At 49.4% G+C, this 17,310-nt stretch carries 14 protein-coding genes and 1 riboswitch; of the genes, 5 read left to right on the plus strand and 9 right to left on the minus strand.

Features of this window, described 5'->3' with window-relative positions; genetic code table 11:
- Positions 1 to 56 precede the first annotated feature (56 nt).
- Genes B9A14_RS12005 through B9A14_RS12030 form a run of 6 tightly spaced genes read right to left on the minus strand, consistent with a single transcriptional unit; the run spans position 57 to position 8,220 of the window.
- Positions 57 to 311: an STAS domain-containing protein gene (locus tag B9A14_RS12005; RefSeq protein WP_084665915.1), complete on the minus strand. Its 255-nt coding sequence runs from the start codon at positions 309 to 311 to the stop codon at positions 57 to 59.
- Positions 301 to 2,826: a chemotaxis protein CheA gene (locus B9A14_RS12010; RefSeq protein ID WP_084665916.1), complete on the minus strand. Its 2,526-nt coding sequence runs from the start codon at positions 2,824 to 2,826 to the stop codon at positions 301 to 303. The genes B9A14_RS12005 and B9A14_RS12010 overlap by 11 nt, the downstream gene beginning before the upstream one ends.
- Before the next feature lie 21 nt (positions 2,827 to 2,847).
- A complete protein-coding gene (locus tag B9A14_RS12015) occupies positions 2,848 to 3,669 on the minus strand; it encodes a CheR family methyltransferase (RefSeq protein WP_084665917.1) in 822 nt (273 codons plus the stop codon).
- On the minus strand, positions 3,666 to 4,739 hold the full coding sequence (locus tag B9A14_RS12020) for a protein-glutamate methylesterase/protein-glutamine glutaminase (protein ID WP_084665918.1): 1,074 nt from the start codon (positions 4,737 to 4,739) through the stop codon (positions 3,666 to 3,668). The genes B9A14_RS12015 and B9A14_RS12020 overlap by 4 nt, the downstream gene beginning before the upstream one ends.
- A gap of 7 nt (positions 4,740 to 4,746) precedes the next feature.
- Positions 4,747 to 6,264, minus strand: coding sequence for a chemotaxis protein CheW (locus B9A14_RS12025; protein WP_084665919.1), 1,518 nt, complete (start codon positions 6,262 to 6,264; stop codon positions 4,747 to 4,749).
- 30 nt (positions 6,265 to 6,294) lie between these two features.
- Complete coding sequence (locus B9A14_RS12030; RefSeq protein ID WP_084665920.1) at positions 6,295 to 8,220, minus strand: methyl-accepting chemotaxis protein; 1,926 nt, start codon at positions 8,218 to 8,220, stop codon at positions 6,295 to 6,297.
- A gap of 627 nt (positions 8,221 to 8,847) precedes the next feature.
- Positions 8,848 to 8,937: riboswitch (cyclic di-GMP riboswitch) on the minus strand.
- A gap of 593 nt (positions 8,938 to 9,530) precedes the next feature.
- Here B9A14_RS12030 and B9A14_RS12040 point away from each other — a divergent pair.
- The 5 genes from B9A14_RS12040 (at position 9,531) to B9A14_RS12060 (ending at position 12,502) form a co-directional block, all read left to right on the plus strand.
- Entirely contained in the window at positions 9,531 to 9,896 is a 366-nt protein-coding gene (locus tag B9A14_RS12040; RefSeq protein ID WP_084665922.1) for a helix-turn-helix transcriptional regulator, read from the plus strand.
- Between the two features lie 2 nt (positions 9,897 to 9,898).
- Positions 9,899 to 10,081: a DUF5320 domain-containing protein gene (locus B9A14_RS12045; protein ID WP_084665923.1), complete on the plus strand. Its 183-nt coding sequence runs from the start codon at positions 9,899 to 9,901 to the stop codon at positions 10,079 to 10,081.
- Between the two features lie 94 nt (positions 10,082 to 10,175).
- Positions 10,176 to 10,658 (plus strand): permease, encoded by a 483-nt coding sequence (locus B9A14_RS12050; protein WP_084665924.1) that lies wholly within the window; start codon positions 10,176 to 10,178, stop codon positions 10,656 to 10,658.
- On the plus strand, positions 10,655 to 11,194 hold the full coding sequence (locus tag B9A14_RS12055; protein WP_084665925.1) for a permease: 540 nt from the start codon (positions 10,655 to 10,657) through the stop codon (positions 11,192 to 11,194). Before B9A14_RS12050 ends, B9A14_RS12055 begins: the two co-directional genes overlap by 4 nt.
- A gap of 270 nt (positions 11,195 to 11,464) precedes the next feature.
- Positions 11,465 to 12,502 carry a DUF6385 domain-containing protein gene (locus tag B9A14_RS12060; RefSeq protein WP_084665926.1) on the plus strand — a complete coding sequence of 346 codons (1,038 nt, stop codon included), beginning with the start codon at positions 11,465 to 11,467 and terminating at the stop codon, positions 12,500 to 12,502.
- On the opposite strand, the gene B9A14_RS12065 is transcribed toward B9A14_RS12060, so the two are convergent.
- The 3 genes from B9A14_RS12065 to B9A14_RS12075 all read right to left on the minus strand — a co-directional run bounded on the left by B9A14_RS12065 (position 12,499) and on the right by B9A14_RS12075 (position 17,298).
- A complete protein-coding gene (locus tag B9A14_RS12065) occupies positions 12,499 to 13,374 on the minus strand; it encodes a glycosyltransferase family 2 protein (protein WP_084665927.1) in 876 nt (291 codons plus the stop codon). The genes B9A14_RS12060 and B9A14_RS12065 overlap by 4 nt on opposite strands.
- Before the next feature lie 203 nt (positions 13,375 to 13,577).
- Entirely contained in the window at positions 13,578 to 15,863 is a 2,286-nt protein-coding gene (locus B9A14_RS12070) for a methyltransferase domain-containing protein (RefSeq protein WP_197686511.1), read from the minus strand.
- A gap of 97 nt (positions 15,864 to 15,960) precedes the next feature.
- On the minus strand, positions 15,961 to 17,298 hold the full coding sequence (locus B9A14_RS12075; protein ID WP_084665928.1) for a class I SAM-dependent methyltransferase: 1,338 nt from the start codon (positions 17,296 to 17,298) through the stop codon (positions 15,961 to 15,963).
- Positions 17,299 to 17,310 lie beyond the last annotated feature (12 nt).

Below are 17,310 nucleotides of genomic sequence, written 5' to 3' on the forward strand. Positions count from 1 at the left end.
TCCGCATAGAAAAAAACCCAATTCGTGCCACGCCAATTTTCTACACCCCGTACGCTTTAACTATTTGTAGAAAAAAGCGCAAATCTGGGATCTCCTTGTGTCGGTGGCATTATAAAGTTTATATCCTGTTTTAAGCGGACCAGCATTAATAACACCTGTATACCGGCCAAATCAATCTCTTTAAGGCCGCTTAAGTTTACAGTTTTAATTTTATGCAGATTTTCCAATACTAGGTTCCAAGCATTCCTAGCATCTTCAATAGTCAAACTTTCGTCTATTACGAGATATCCATCCCTTAGTTCAATGTTCATAAGTATTCACCTCTCTAAGGCTGCGAGTGTTAAGTATCATAAGCACTCTGCCGTTGCCCCTTACCGCTGCCCCCAGGTAAAGGTTTAAACCAGCCAGCTCTCCGGTCAACTTTCTTACTACTAAGTCTTCTGTGGCCGAAATGCGGTCCGCCAAAAGACATACTCCCCCTCTTAACACGATAGCCTTTCTATCTTGGGGTCGATTTCTTGCACCCGCAACACCGAGTATCGACGCCAAATCCTGAATAATTAAGGTGCGGCCGCCCACCTTAGCGATTTTTCCCTGAGCAGAGAAACGGAGAACTTCGGTAGCCTCTACTATCCGTTCAAGGTCACCTACCGGGATGCCGATTTCTTCTCCCGACACTTCCACCACCAATACCTGGGTAGTTAAGAGATTAAGAGGCAATACTACCCTTACGGTTGTTCCTTTATCAGGGACGCTGTGCAGGTTAACATATCCACCAAGCTCCATTAAAGTATGCTGCACTGCGTCCATACCAACCCCGCGGCCCGATATTTCTGTTACGCTGTCCGCAGTACTGAAGCCGGGCATAAATATTAACTTCATGGCTTCCTGATCGCTCATTTTTTCGGCCTCCTCAAGGGAGACAAGACCTTTCTGTATAGCTTTGTATTTTACCTTGCCCACGTCAATTCCGCGGCCATCGTCTATCACATCTATAAACACCGCCGAAGCCTCTCGGGAAGCCTTTACGGTTAAACGTCCTGTACTTTCCTTTCCCTTTCTCCTCCGCTCCTCGGGCGTCTCTAATCCATGATCTAGGGCGTTGCGTATCAGGTGAAGGAGAGGTTCGTAAAGCCTCTCTACCGTTTCCCGGTCAACTTCGGTGTCCTCCCCTTGAAAAGTAAGCTCCACTTCTTTACCAAGCTTTATGGCTATATCCCGTACATAACGGGGGAACCTGGAAAAAAGCTGCCGTAATGGCGTCATTCTCAAACTGATTATAGTTTCCTGGAGTTCTCTAACCACAGCCGTCAAAGCCTGCTCTTGCTCCTTTAACGCATAAAGGAGCTCGCGATCCCGTACCATTTTTTGGAGCCTTCTAATCCAGTATTCCAGTCCATTCTTCTGCAAAATAAGTTCTGAAGCTAAATCCATAAGGCGGTCAATTTTGTGCTTATCTACGCGAATACTTTCGCCCTTTAAATTAAGTGACGAAGAAATAATGGTTGGAGCCTTGCCTGGACTAGTTGAAGCTGCGCAAGGTTCCTTAGATATGGCCCCGCTACCATATAGGTTAGATGGAAGCACACCTGTCTGTTCAATTTCGCTTGCTTCTCCCTGCAAATACTCCCATATATCCCGGGCGGCTTCCCGGGGAGCCATAAGTTCAGACATAGTCTTGTGGTCTGCACTCGCATACTCCAGTAGTAAAGCTTTGAGGTCTTCCAGAAGCTGGTTTATACCCTCTTTATCCACAAAAATCTGTCTAAACAAAGCCAGGAGGAGGACCGCCTCACAGAAAAGCGATTTGCTCATACATGGAAATCTATATATCTTTAAGGCCAGTGATATAAAGGTGTCAATCCGCTGTTTTAACCCCTCATCCGGTATCTTCCAGGGGGCTCCCTCAACAAAAGCTTTTAGTCTTTGCCTCTCTTCACTTGAGGGTAGTCGGGTTTCCACTAGGTCTGGGGAAAAAAGCTCAAAGATTGAGTCAATGTATCCCAGGTTTATCTCAGCATCATCGGCCAGAAATTCCAGTTCGAACAAAAGTGTTTCTATTCTATTAGGGGTTTGAAAGGCCAATATAAGAGGCAGATAACATTTTTCGGGATCAAACTCGTAAACAGAGGGTAACCTATCGCCCAGAACTGTAAGTGATATTACTCTTCCTCCTAGAGTTTCAATCCCTTGAAGAGCTAGCCTTAAAGGATCAAGACCTCTTTCAAAAATGCCAGTCCCACAGTTTATACCTAATACGTATATTCGCTGCTGCCCTTTTCCTCTACCCTGTTCTTTTACCCCCAATCTACCATTTTCCAACATATTCTTCAGTACAGCAAAGCGAAAGGACAGGGGCAAAAGGTATAAGCCCTCAAAGCTGTTTATTCTTTCACTTCGAGCTTCGTCTGGCTGGTTTCCCGCCGACAGGGCTCTTCCTGGAACGTTTGCCCTAACTTCCTCCAATAATCCCGTCCAGTGATCAAGCGGAGGTTCACAGCCATTTTTCGCCAAGTTTATAGCTACTTCTTTCAGGGCATCTGCACCTTTGAAAAAGAGTGTAATTAGGTCACGTGTTACATCGACCTCATTTTTTCTTAATGTTTCAAGAAGGTTTTCAAACTCGTGAGCTATGTTTTGAAAGGTCACTGTGCCCGCTATGCCAGAAGACCCTTTTAAAGTATGGAAAGCCCGGAAGAGCTCGTGGATAAGCTCTGTATCTCGGGGGCGTTTCTCCAACTCTAAGAGCTTCTGCTCTATCGCGTCAAGGAGTTCCTGTGCTTCTTCCAGAAAGGAGGCAAGCAGCGTCCTATCTATCTGCTCCACCAGCCAGTTCCACCTCCCGCTCTATTTCCGATAAACGAGGTGCCCACCTATGCGCTCCGGCCTGAAAACTGTAAAGCACTTGCCCACAAAATCTGCGTGACCGAAGAAAATATATCCTCCTGGCACAAGGGCTCTATATAAGTTATTTAACACTCTTTCCCTGCTTACATCGTCAAAGTATATAAGCACATTGCGGCAAAATACGACCTCGAAAGGAGCAAGATTTCCTGGTATGCCAGTCAAAAGGTTGGCCCAGGCAAAGGTAATCTTTTGTTTCAAAAAGGGCTTAACTTTATAAAACTCTCCGTCCGGCAAAAGGTAACGGCTCAAGTATTCCTTAGGTATTAAACGGATCGACCGGGTATCATACGTGCCCTCTTTGGCCTTTTCTAGCGCTAAAGTGTCAATGTCTATCCCCACTACCCTCCAGTCGAAGTCTTCCCCCTCGAGCATTTCGTTCAAGATTATCCCCAGGGTATACGCTTCTTCTCCGGTTGCACAGCCTGCTGAAAGCACCTTAATCGTTTTGCCTAAACCGATAGAGCCTTCCTGTAACATCCTTGGTAGTACCTTCTCAGCGAAAAGCTTAAGCTGTTCGTACTCGCGGAAGAAGTACGTTTCTTTTACTGTCAAGGCGTTAATAAACTTTTGTCTTTCAAGGGCATCAAACTGTAAAATACGTAAATACCTTTCTACCTCCTCAATTTCCAGAGCTTCCATGCGCTCTCTTATCCTGCGTTCTAGGTAATACTTCTTATTCAAATCGTAACGGAGTCCTGTGGTGCGGTATACTAGGTCTGTAACTTTCCTAAAGCTTTTATTGTCAAGGATAATAGTTTTCACCCCTCGTTTACCGCTTTAACTATCTCTCGTGCCACACGGTAGGAGGGAGTCACTATTGAGGCACCGCCCCTGACTATAGCTTCCCTGGGCATGCCCCATACGACTGCAGTCTCTTCAGCCTCAGCTATAGTGATACCTCCTGCGTCTTTTATCTTAACCATGGCGTTAGCACCATCGTCTCCCATGCCGGTGAGCAGTACGCCTACCAGCCGTTGCCCGCCCAGGACTTTTAAGGCGCTCTCCATAGCCACTTCCACGGAGGGTTTGTACAGCGCATCCCGAGGTTCATCGGTTAGTCTCACTCTTACTTCGTTCTTACCTAACCTGCGTTCTATTTTGAGATGGCTGTGCCCGGGTGCTACGAGTATCTTACCCGGAGTAACAGTTTCCCCATCCTGGGCTTCCGAAACTTCAAGCCGGCAGATGTTACCTAGCCTTTCGGCGAAGCCTCTGGTAAACCCTGCCGGCATATGCTGGACTACTATGATAGGGGCAGGAAGGTCGGCAGGGAGTTCGGGCAATATTTCCGTCAACGTTTTGGGGCCACCAGTAGATACTCCTATAATTACTAGTTTCTTAAAAGGAGCTGAGACACCCGAGGGGGCGGGCTTAAAATTTGGTCCCGCCTCCCTCCTTTTTATAACTCTCGTGGCAGCTTTCATATTGGACTTCGCTGCCGCCTTAACCTTTCGCCTGATCTCATCAGCTATCTTTCTTAAGTCAGTAGAAACTATACCGCTGGGTTTTGCTATTACCTCCACTGCTCCTAGCGCCAGTGCCTCATAAGTCAATAGTTCGCCTTTTTGGGTCAAAGAAGAGATGACTACTACCGGGACAGGATTTTCATTCATTATGTACTGGAGGGCCGTCAAGCCATCTAGTTTGGGCATCTCCACGTCCATAGTGACGACATCGGGTCGTAGAGCTAGGACAAGTTTTACCGCTTCTTCTCCATCCCGGGCTGTTCCTACTACTTCTATCTCAGGATCCCGGGCTAGAATCTCCTTCAAATATTTCCTTACAAAGGCCGAATCATCTGCTATCAATACTCTGATCCGATTCCCTACCACAATTTATTTATTGAGCCCCCTCTCTTACTTCTGTTGTTTGCGTTTCCGTAGCTTCACCGTTCATGCTCTGCAAAACCCGCACTTCAAAACGGCTCAAGAGTTTATGTAGATCAAGTACTAAAGCTACCGCTCCTTCTTGTCCCAGCTTGGCTATGCCGACCAGATACTCATGGTCCAGTCCCACTGAAGTTAAGGCGCCAGTAGACTCAATGTCGGCAAGCTGTATTCTCTTTACTTCTTTGACTGCATCAACAATAAAGCCGGTTAGGCTGTTTCCGATGTCTACCACAATAATCCTGTTCTGGTCTCCCCTGGCAAAACTACCCATTTCCAAGCGCTTGCGAAGGTCTATCACCGGAATAATCTTGCCCCTAATGTTTATTACCCCTTCTACAAAGGAAGGAGCCTGGGGTACGCGCGTTATTTCCGGCACATTAAGAATCTCGCGCACAGAGGTTATCTCGGTGATAAAGTCCTGCTCGCCAAGCCTAAAGAGGATATACTGACCCTCACTGTTTTTGTCTGCCAAGGTTTCTTCCCTGACCTCACGATCCGCGTGGCCTATCCCGGACTTCATTACTTCCAGTCCCATGAGGCAAGTAGGGTCCAGAATGTAGGTAAGGCGTTTTTTCTTACCTGTGTCTATTTTACAGATCCCCTTAACCTTTAGCCTTGCATCAACTTGAAGGTACTCCGGCATCTCTTCAATGGTATTTGCGTCAATACTTAGCACCTCAGAGACACTGTCTACCACAATCCCCAGAAGCCCCCGTTCACCATGTAAGACAATAACCCTGCTCCTGCTGCGGTCGGCTTCTTCCTCCTTTAACCCCATAAGTCTTGCCAAGTTTATCACCGGAAGCAATTGGTCCCTCAACACCATGATCCCCTCGGCGTATTGAGGGAAGGTAGGGACGCTGCTTAACACTTCAGGGTAGGCCACTATTTCCTGGACATAGGCAATGTCCAGGCCGTATTCTTCCTCCCCAACGCCAAAGGTAACAAACTGCCGCTCTACTGCGCCAGTTGCATGTTCGGACCGCTCTCCGTATTTTTTGTCCCCGTATTCTTGCAACCTGATTTCCTCTTTTCCTACATGGAAACTTAGGCCCTGGCCGAGAAGTTTGTGGGGGTCAAGGAGTATAATAACGCCGTTAGAAGAGCGCAGGAGCCCGGAGAAATATACTTGATTGGGGAGGTCCTGGGGGAGGGCTTCGATCTCCTCAGTGTCTACAGTAACTACCCCTGTTACCGCGTCAACCACATAACCAACCCGATAGTCACCCAGGGTTATTATTAAGACCCTGGTGTCTTCGTCATGTTCTTTATCAGGCAGGCCGAACTTCTTCCTACCGCTGACTACTGAGATAATAAGCCCGCGGAGATTGGCCAGACCCTCAACGTAATGGGGGGCCTGTGGAACCCTGGTTATGTGCGGAAGTCGTATGGTTTCCTGCACCGCTTGTACAGGTACCCCGTATTGTTCCCCAGCGAGGCGAAACAGTACATACTGGGCTGAAGGCATAAGTTTTCACCCTTTCCCGGCCACGGTTCCTTACAAGTTCTGAAGCTCGTTGGCCATGGCGGCAATCTCCTCAATTGCCCGCGTAAGTTCTTCCATGCCCTGGGCCTGCTGGCGAGCAGCACTGGCCGCCTGTTCGCAGGCGGAAGCAGCTTCCTGGGCGGCGCCAGCAATATTCTCTACCGCCTTCTTGGCCTCCTCGGCTGCTTTTGCAGCCTGTGCGGCATTATCGTCAATCTCCTTGGCACCCTGGACTATTGTCGCTATGTCTTGAGCCATTTTCTCAAGTTGCCCGACAACGGTCTTCGCATCTTCTACTTCGCGCTCGGCTTCGGATACTACAGTTTCTACTTCCCTCATGACGAGGGCGATACGGTCCTGGATGGAGCGTACCAGGTCTTTTATCTGGTCCGCATTGCGTGCGCTCTCCTGCGCTAAATTACGAATATCCGAGGCTACCACTGCAAAGCCTTTCCCGAATTCCCCGGAACGAGCTGCTTCCACAGCGCCGGTTACTGCCAGCATGTTTGTCTGAATACCAACAGTGACTATGCTGTCCACTATCTTGTCTATTTTCCTGGCTTCCTGTTCCAGGTCCCTCATAGCGGCTGCATTTTCCTGAGCTGTCTTCAAGGCTTGGTTTATACCATATATCAGACTCTCTACAAGTTCGCGGTTTTGCTTTAACAGTTCTTGCATAGCTTCTACCTGGCTAAGGCTTTTAACGGCAGCCTGTCTTATCCCTTCCATCTGCCGCGAAACCTGTATGGCCACTGCGAGCGATTTCTCGGCAGCCTGTGACTGTATTTGGGCCCCCTTGCTTATCTGCTCAATGGCGGTCATAATCTGTCTAGCTGCTGTATTAGCTTCTTCCAGTGCAGCAGAGATCTCCTCAGCGGACGCCGCTACGCTTTCCGAAGCTTTAGAGGCGTCCTGAGCGCTTTTGACTGCATCCGCCTGGGCTAAAAGGTCATTGACTGCGGCACCGATATCGCCCAGAGCCTTAACCTGTTGTTCTATGGAAGTGAGGGCTTCGGCTACTGCACTGCTCTGTTCTTCGGCCGCTTGGGCTATTTGGGAGGCTCCATTTTGAAACTCCTGGGTGGCCCGGGTTACTTCTTGGGAAAGGGTTAATACTGTCTCCGAACCTTCACGCACAGTAACCATATCCTGTGCTATCTTATCTAGCCCTGCCGATACCTCACGACCTTTATCGGCCTCTCCCCTAGCTACTTCTGCCGCCTTATTTATTGCGGCGGCTATCTCTTTTACCCGCGACTGGATGCCACTCACTACCCCGCGAATGTCCTCCGCGGCTTTCTCAGAGGTTTCGGCCAGAGTGCGTACTTCATCCGCTACTACTGCAAATCCCTTGCCGTAGTCGCCGGCCCGGGCAGCTTCAATGGCGGCATTCAGGGCCAGAAGGTTAGTCTGGTCTGCTATCCTAACTACCGTACGGACAATGCTTCCAATTTCCTCAGCTTGTTTCTCCAACTCCACCACTGACCGGGCGGACTCTTCATTCCGTGCTGCCGCGGCTATAACTCCGTCCACTAATTTTTGTATGCTTTGCGAAGTCTCGCCAGACAGTGCCTGCAAAGCAATTACTTTGTTCAATGATTCTTGAGCCCGGGTTACGCTTACCTGTGCATTCCGGTTGATTTGCTCGATACCCGTCAGGGACTCCTGGGTGGCACTAGAAGCTTCTTCCGCGCCTTTACCTATCTGTTCCATAGCAGCTTGAAGCTCGTTAATTGCTGAAGAAGCCTCCTCTACTCCTGCCGAGAGCTGCTCTGTGGCGCTTGCGATCCTTTCGGCCAGCTGCTGTCTCTTGGCAATGAGCCTTGCCTGGCGCCGTTGGGCCTCCAGCTTTTTGGCTGTCTCATTGAGTCGCTTGTTTTCCGCCTCTTTCGCGCTGGCCTCCTGTGAAACTTCCGGCAACGCAAGTTTTTTCTCCATGAATAGTTCCCCCTATCAGATAAGTTTTTAGATGTTAAGCAGTTACTGCTGCAGTGCCCACACCCTTTGAATTTTATGTGGCCCCTGCAGCCTTCGGTTTCTAGCCCACTTGGATAAAGTACTCAGACCACCGGATGAATACAGCCAAGGAAAATCTGATGCCAACCTTACCCTTTCCCCGTTCTGCTCAAAATCGACCGATATTGAGGCACACAAACGCCTACCGCAGATTCTGGAAAAACCGCGGATTGTATTGATCCACCCGTTACCTATGTGAAGATCGGTTAATTTCAGGAGCCGGTCGAGGGTAACTGAAGTAGGACAGCAAAGGCAAAAGGCAGGAAGAAATCCAACAAGCGGGCAAAGGAAGAAATCGTTTATATAAAAGGTGGGAAAAATAGGACGTGAGCACAAGGCAGGAATTATTGGAAGCTAATATCCTATAACTTCCATAAATGCCTTTAACTAATAAATATGGTACATATATCCCCCCCCCCCCCCAGAGGATATTCATGGTATTAATACCTCTATATTCCATTGTTTCCGGTCCCCATATCATTTAATCACTACACCCCCTGTAAACACAAAAAAAGGTGACCTGGCTACCCGGTCACCTCAATACCCCCTCACGGCAGCCTGGCAGCCATAATCCTTTACCTGGATCTTAGGCCCATGGCTTTGCGCCCCGCCCTTTCGAGCTGTTTGCCTTTATCGTGAAGGCACAAAACGCCTTACTCGTTTTCAACCGTATTATGCGTAGAACTTCCTCTGAGACCTAAAATTGGAAATACTCCTAATCTAATTTTGAACGCCTTCCTCCGCTGTTGCAACTTCGATTATCTAGGATATTTCACGCCTGTAAGGAGATTTTCGCATATTTCAGCTCCTGTTTTGCGCATCCTTAACCTGGTGCATTTTGTCGTTTTATGTCATTATTCTGCTATATGTACCTACGGTATATAAACGGACAAACAGCATGCAGCCCTAGTTGACCCAGGACCGGATTATTCTGGCCGCTCCCTGCGGAGCCGCTCCAGCATGTCCGCGTTCTCACCACTTCTAGCACCCAGGCAGAGCACCTTCAGGACCGTCCAGCCAGGTGGATCCGACCAAAGTTTCCACCAATGCCTCTTTTCCTGGAGAGCTCTTGCTCTAGCAGGCCTTAAGCTGTCAAATGGATCTTCTGTACCATCTCCACATCATCTTCGCTCCATTTCCGCTTTTTGAACTCCCCTTGACACGGGCTAGAAGGGAAACTATAATGCAAATAGAATATATATGCACCATGCATATAAGGAGTAAAGGTATATATGTGTCAATGTCATGAGCACGGTTCTCGCTTTCCCCTTATTCAGCCTTGCCTACTTTTACTTCTATATGAAAAACCAACCCATGGATATGAGCTCATAGAAAAGTTAATGGAATTAGGATTCGACCAATGTCTAGATGCTACCACTGTCTACCGTAATCTGCGCCGTATGGAGGAAGAAGGACTGGTTACTTCCCAATGGAATACACAAGGGCCTGGCCCGGCCAGGCGCCTATATCAACTAACTCCTGAAGGCGAAGATCTGCTTCATTCTTGGGCTTCCGCCATTCGCCGAAAGAAAGAAACCCTAGAAAAGTTCCTGAATAAGTACAACCAGCATTTCCCGCCGAAAGGAGGTGAAGTTTAAAAATGTGCTGTCATCCTAAAGAAAGCCGCCATCCTTCCAACTACTGCTGTTGTCGCCCTTTTCACTTTCATAGGCGCTATTACACCAAAGAAGAGGAAATAGCTCTCTTGGAAAAATACCTGGAGGATCTTAAGGCCGAACAAAGGGCTGTGGAAGAACAGATTAAGAAAATGAAGGAACAATAAAGACTCGGGAAAACAAAATTTCTTTAGAGGCGCCGGTCGACACCATGACTATGGCTGGCGCATCATTCTTTTCTGGAGGGACCTTTTACAAGTTATGTTTACCATTTTTACTTACATCCTAGCTTTTACCGCCTTAGTCTATTCCTTTGCTAAAGACAAACAAAAAACAATTATAGCCTTGCACAAAGCTTTAAGAGCATTTCTGGGCCTACTTCCGGACTTCGCTGCCATCCTCGCTTTAGTGGGGGTTCTACTAACCTTTATTTCCCCCCAGTTTGTGGTCAGGTTTGTGGGTGCGCAGACAGGCTTTTTAGGGATGCTTCTAAGTTCTTGGGTGGGCTCTATCACCCTTATTCCAGGTTTTATAGCCTTTCCTCTGGTAAAATCACTGCTGGATCGCGGAGCCGGCATTATGCAGATGGCTGTTTTTGTCTCCACTTTAATGATGGTGGGATTTGTAACTGCACCGCTGGAAATAAGATTTTTGGGTAAAAAAGAAACCATTCTCCGCAACGTTTTAAGCTATTTTTACTCCTTCATCGTAGCCTTGATCATCGGTTGGGTGGTGGGATCGTGAAAAAATTCCTATGGGCTTATCGCTTCTTCTTGCTTATCCTCCTTTTTGACTTAGCCGTTTTATATTTTAACTATGAAACAGGAAAAACCATCCTTGCTTATACTTATGCCAATTTTAAAGAGATGCTAGGAATAATACCTCCCATTTTTATCCTTCTGGGGCTGCTGGATACTTGGGTACCTAGGGAAACAGTAATGCGCTACATGGGTGAAAAGGCGGGCTGGTCAGGTCCCGCTTTAAGTATATTTCTTGGCGCTGCTGCCGCCGGTCCCCTGTACGGAGCCTTTCCGGTGGCTGAGGTTATGGCCAAAAAAGGAGTTAAATATTACAATATAATCGTTTTTTTATGTTCCTGGGCAACCTTAAAAATACCCATGTTTTTATTTGAAATGTCCGCTTTAGGTATAAAGTTTGCCTTAACCCGCTGGCTGGTCAACTTGCCCGCTATACTGCTTATAGCAGCTATCGTAGATCGCAGCCTTACCTCGGCTGAAAAAGAAGCTTTTTATCAAAAATACAACAGTTACCCCTCTTAAAGCCTAACCTTACTGGCAAAGGCCAGGCAGGTGGGCTTACCCCAAGAAGACTCCAACATTTCCCGGGTACCTGGATCGTTTACATTTTCATACAATAGGCCGTCTTAAAAAAGAGCCTAGCAATGGATGGTAGGAAATTTATTGACAATTTTTGCGGCCTCTGAACTATACGCCGCACCTGGTTCCGTGTGCAAAGGACTAAGATGCCCTATAACTCGGAGCCTATATCACGCATAAAATGGGATGAAAAGGAACCTAGGGGGATCCAGGTTGAAGGTAGTTAGAGGAAATCGATTGGCCAATCAAGTCTACAACGGCGACTTCCATCTGGCTCTAAAAATGCAGCCGGATTTCCCTGATGGATGGCTTAAAGTAGGCGGCGATAAAACTACTATCTGGGAATGGACAGGTTTTCCGCCTGGCCCCCGGGCGTTGGCTATCCGCCATCCTGGTGGACCCCCAGCAGGAATCGTGCAAACCGCAGAGGTGGCCATTCAAGCAGGGGAGTTTCAGCGCTGGCAAGTGCGCCTTACTCTGCAAGCCGAACCCCCGGGGGTGGCCTGTTACCTCCTGGTATACTTCACCATGGTTTCCGGCTATCCTACTGGCCAGCTTAAGTTTTCCATAAAACCAGGAGCTACCCCTGAAACGTTAAGCCTGGTGTTTGCTACCCCCGCAGGTACGGGCGCCATGCGCCTGGAAATAGGGGCAGTAGATGCTGGTATCCTGGTAATCCATAGGGTGGAGGCCTTCCGCCTCTATCCACCCCGAATTTTAAGCCTTGATGAAAAGGGCCGCGTCATAGTGCGACATGTAGAAACGATAGGAGAAATCCTAAAACCGGTCCGGGTCGCCTCTCCCATCCCGGTAAACGTTCAGGCCACGGTTACCGCCGATATCCGGAACCTCACCCCTGCCCGGGACGGGGTACGGGTATACGGAAGCAGTCCGGCCCCCTTATCCACTACAGCCGAGGGGCTGGCCAGAATCCAGGTAGCTGCACGCGCTTTCCAAGAAACAGTTGAAAACGTTACTGCGGGCCCTATCCCCTCCGCCAGCGCCGCCCAAGATGTCTCAAGCTTGCGCCTGTACTCTTTTGCCGTCTTTAACTCGGGCACCGGGTCGGCCCTGGTGCAAATCCAAGTCAGCCCCGAAGGAAGCCTCTGGGCTGCTGACATGCCAGAGCAGGAGGTCCCGGCAGGGCAACTAGTGGTCCTCGCCCCGCGCTTCTTCCTCCGCTACACCCGGCTGGCCTACCGGGCAGCTTCCCCCACGCCGCTAACCATCTGGTTTCAGGCGCAAAGCTAATTGGAGAAGAAAAGAAGTTCTCCTATTAATTGTTCTGCTAAAGTCTTAAAATGGGGGTTATCCCGGTAGATCTCGCTTAACTCCAGCAATCCTTTCACCCCATACTGGTAGACCAGTCCCCGTAAGTTGGCAGCCATGGCCTCTTCCTTGCCGGCCAAAGTAGGCCTCTGGGCCAAGGTAGCATGGTAAACCCTCACCTTAAGGTAGCACTTAGGTTTCCAGTTATATTTAAGGCCCATGTAATATCTGTACCCCAAAAGCAGGCTGTCATCCTCATACCCCTGTTTCCCTTTAAGAAAGCGCAGATCATATCCACCCACAGCCAGGAGCATTTCCGCCCTGTGCAGGACGGGATGGACAAACCCTTCTAATACTACCTCCCGGGTGAGGGTGGTGAGTAAATTATGCATATGCTCTATGTCGTGGGTGGGGATTTTAGGGACTACAGGCTTCCCTTTGCCTTCGGGATGGAGTTCTCCCCGGGAAGTTAGGATGCCTGGGCAAACCATAGGCTCCTCTGGATAGAGATTGAAAAAATCGATTAATCCTTCCACCCACCCTGGAGGGAAAATCATATCTACATGTATCTCAGATATATACCTGACACCGGGATACCTGCTCCAAATATAGTTGAAACAGGCCATCCTGCCCGCGGCAATACCGATATTGATCCCCTGACCCAGAAGGTGGACCTGGAGGTTATACCTTTTCAAATAGTCCTTGAGTTCACCATTGGACAGGACACCTTGATTGTATAATATCACTAGGGCCCCGGGGGAGCTCTGCTCCAGACTCCGTAAACATAGATCGGCTAAAAACAGATCTTTTTTTCCGGTGATTAAGAAAGGTAAAGTATGAGCTACAGTTTCCAAGATGGGGCACCCCCTCTGTCGAAAAGCAAAGGCTTAAGGTGCTCAAACTCCCTAGCCTTTCACCGACCCGTAGCTGTGAGGCTCTCCGTAAAGTTGCTACACTACCTTGCTCTAGGCTGTTCTGCTGCCAGAAGTTCTGTTAGCTTTCTGCCCTGCCAGTCCAACTTATAGCTGTGTTCCTCCTTTGAGGCTGCTATCACTATTTAACCTGAGAGTGGCTTCCGCATGACCGAAACCAGTAGATACCCCGGGAACAGTTTTTTCTCCTCTCCCGGCAAATCTTCATATAAAGTTCTTAAGAGATCCTTGAAGGGCCGGCTTCCTGGGATAAAATCCAGAAAATCCAGGGCCACGGGGAAGCCAGTAGAATACTCGTGTACAAGCTTAAGATCAGCCTCATGGCAGATAACGGCCAAAGAATCCACAGGATGCTCCGGGCCGTAAGGCCAGATACCGCTTTTCTCCGCAGCGTACTTCCCCAACCGGTAGGGTAAACACCGGGCGTAGGGATTGAAAGTTATAATGAGGCCTCCAGGCTTAGTAACCCGTTTCATTTCTTCTACCGCTTTAAGCTGATCAGGTACAGACAAGTGTTCCAGCACCCCTGCGTTCCACGTGATGTCCACTACTTCATCCGGAAGGGGTAGCTGCCGGATATCGGCTAGGACGAACTCCGCCTCCTGGCCGTGCTTTTCAAAAGCTCTTCGGGCATGTTGGAGGGCCGTAGGTGAGTAATCGACTAAAATAACTTGGGCTCCCTCGCTGGCCAGGCGCAAAGAAATACGTCCAGTGCCAGAGCCGGCTTCTAAGATCCTCTTACCAGCCAGACAGCCGCACTCCCGGAGGAGAGCCTGGTATATGGTCTCCGATAGGGGATCCCAAGATTCCTGTACCCCGGACGCCCAGATCCTTTCCCAGCGGGCTTTAGAATCCTCCGCCTCCTCTGGCTCCTCTACCCAAGGCTTTAAGTTAGGCCGGGGATCTAAGATAGAAAGGTATTGTTCCTTTATACCGTACTTACCTTCTGGATCTAACGCCATATAACGTTGGAACTTGGCCTGCCGATCGGCAGGGTTCATCCATCCCAGGTGTTTAACCCGCAAAGGGCTGGTGGCTCCTTTAAGCTCCGAAATGTTGACTGGGAAGCGCCCACAGTGCAAGGGGGTCTCTTTCCATACATAGGGGAAGTCTGGGATATAACGTACCATAAAGGGCCGATAGGTAAGATGAGCTCGCCAGTAGCTATCCTCCCGGTAATGCTTCTCATCCCACATATCATACAGCCGGAAATAATAAACTTCTATTTCCGGATCCGCGGCTAGTCTGGGCAGCTCATAAACCGCCTTGTCTTCAAAGATCTCGTCGGCATCCAAGATTAGTATCCAGTCCGGCTGGGTGCTGACGGCCAACTCCCAGAGTTGTTTCCGCAAGGCCACTTCATTGTGGAAGCCGGGCTGCGGGTTGGAAACTATGGTTAAAGGTAGGCCTTCCAGCACCTTTTTGCACACTTCTACGGTATCGTCGGTACTGGCGTCATCTAATATGACAGCGTTATGGATGTACTGGGCTGCCTGGCGGAGGACTCTTTCCAGGTATCTCCCTGCTTCATTGCGCACCAGCATGGCCAGGGTAATGCGGCTCCCCCTGGTGCTGTAGTTGGTGATTGGGCCATGTTGCTTTTCTTTATAGGCTTGCACACCGGCCAAATCGGATTCCCGATAGATATGATAGGCCGGGTAATGGGTGTCGGCGTAAAGCTCAAACCCCAAGGCGGCAGCCCGAATACAGAAATGGCGGTCTTCGCCCGGGAAGCTTAAGTTATATATTTCGCTAAAGGACACACCCTGCAGCAAGGCCCGGCGGCTGATAAGGGTACAGGCGCCCAGCCCGCCCACCCGGTAAACTCCTGGGGTACGGAGCATACGCAAAAAATCTTCCTGGCGCCTCTTTCGCTCCCCGGGACTCAAGATCTCTCCCCTCTGCATGGGATACAGCCGGTAAGCATCGCCTGCCCATACCTGGGGCAAAGGCTCTAGTTCTTTCCGCCACCTGGTCCAGAATACCTCGGAAACTATGTCCTTACCTAAGCTAACAAGGTGGGTAAGGGTTTTGGGATGGAGCACCAGATCGGAATCCACCAGAAACAGGTAATCGTAGCCTTCCTCCCGGGCCATTTCCAGGAAACGGTTCTTGTACCCGGCTACCTTCCAGATCAGATCTTCCCGCCAGTAATGGGTGTTCTCATCACAGTAGTAGGGACCCTTCCCTTCACCTCGTAATATCCGGACGTTATCCTTCCCCCGGGCGAATTCCTGCAGCAACAGGCTTTCCTCGTCGTTGTCATCGATAAAGACATAGGCTACCTCTAACCCCGTGGTCTCCAGCTCCTTAAGGGAGCCCAGGAATTCTTTTAGGATACATGGTTTCTGCCGCACAGGGCTAGCTATTAAGACCCGAAGTAACTTGTGGTCCTTCTTTTCCGCTAGCATCCTTCTCTTCCACCTTTCCTTTTTTCCCCCTGCTACTTTTGAAAGATATGCTAGAACAGGATGTTAGCGCCGATAACTTGGGGAAGAAGCTTTTAGGCTATTTTATGCACCGGTGGTCCTTTTGGCCCTGTTTGGGTAAGCAAAGCCTCGCCTTTATCAAGTACTCTTTAGTCTTCAGTTCCTTAAGCTCACCTAAGCTAAACTTTTTCCAGGCGATAATATTTGAAAACTCTGGCATGGTTGGATCCGGCAGACAACAGATCTCTTCCGGGATGAAGTGTAAAGAAGCGAGGAGTTCCTGGGTATCCCGTAAGGCAAAAAATCTCAAGTGGGTTCGATCTAAGATACCGGAATCGCTATACAGCCAGCGTCCCTCATTTATCAAGAGCCCAAGCACCGACCAGTTCCTTACATTAGGTACACTCAAAAGAAGGTAACCGTCCGGTCGGAGGAACCGCTTTAGATATAGTAAGGTGTCCCAAGGGTTAAACAAATGCTCCAGCACCCCCAAAAGGATAAGGCAGTCAAAGTAGCCTACAGGGAAGTCGAAGGTCGCCTTCTCCACATCAGCCACGATTACATAATCCAGCCGCCGCATGGCAGCCGCAGCCGCCATGCGGTTGGCTTCTACCCCCACGACCTCCCTGGTAGGATCCTCCCTTTTAAGGAGGTGACCTAAAATTCCCTGACCACAACCTATCTCCAAGATCCTTTTGGCGCCAGGAGGTACCAGTTTAGCTACCTCCGGCGGGACAAACTGGTGGTATTTAATGGGCTTTATGAAAAGTCCAGGGGCGATCTCTTCCCGGTTTCTTGGGGTCCACTGAGCTAGACAAATCCCTGCTTCTTGAGATTTAGAAGGATCAAGGTACTTAAAGCTCTTTAAGCACAAATCCATTTTACGCCCCTTCCCTCCCAAAAGGTCTAAAGGTACAGGCTGGCCAGGGGCGGGAAATAGCTCCCACCGTGCTAAGGTAGGAAGGTAAAACAACCGTGGTTCCCAGGCATCGCCAAAGGCGCTGTCCTCACAGCGATAAAGTTCGGGATCTGCCCAGAAATAAAGGAGGCGGAGGTAAAAAAAGGTATAAATAGGATCGCGAGGATCCAGCCGGGATATCTCCTGATGGATGGTATCTGCCGCCCCTTCCTCCAGCACTTCGCAGCTTTCCAAAAGGAGGAGCCAATCCGCCTCCCTTTCCCTGGCCCATCGAACAGCCAGATCAGTTGCCTTCTCCTCTCCCCCTTCGGATATACCTTGAAGAAGCTGGTAGTTCACCCCAGGGAAGGAAGGGGAGACTTGGGGATCCCAGCCGGTAGAAGTTCTGTCTAAAACCAGAATATCCGGCGTTACCCGAACGACCTCCCGCAGGCAAGGAGCTAGCCATCGTCCATGATCTCGTACAAGGATTGCGCAGGCGATCTTGTAATCAGGCAAATCTACTTGGCC

The organism is Thermanaeromonas toyohensis ToBE (genome assembly GCF_900176005.1).
GTDB classification, from domain to species: domain Bacteria; phylum Bacillota; class DSM-521; order Neomoorellales; family Neomoorellaceae; genus Thermanaeromonas; species Thermanaeromonas toyohensis.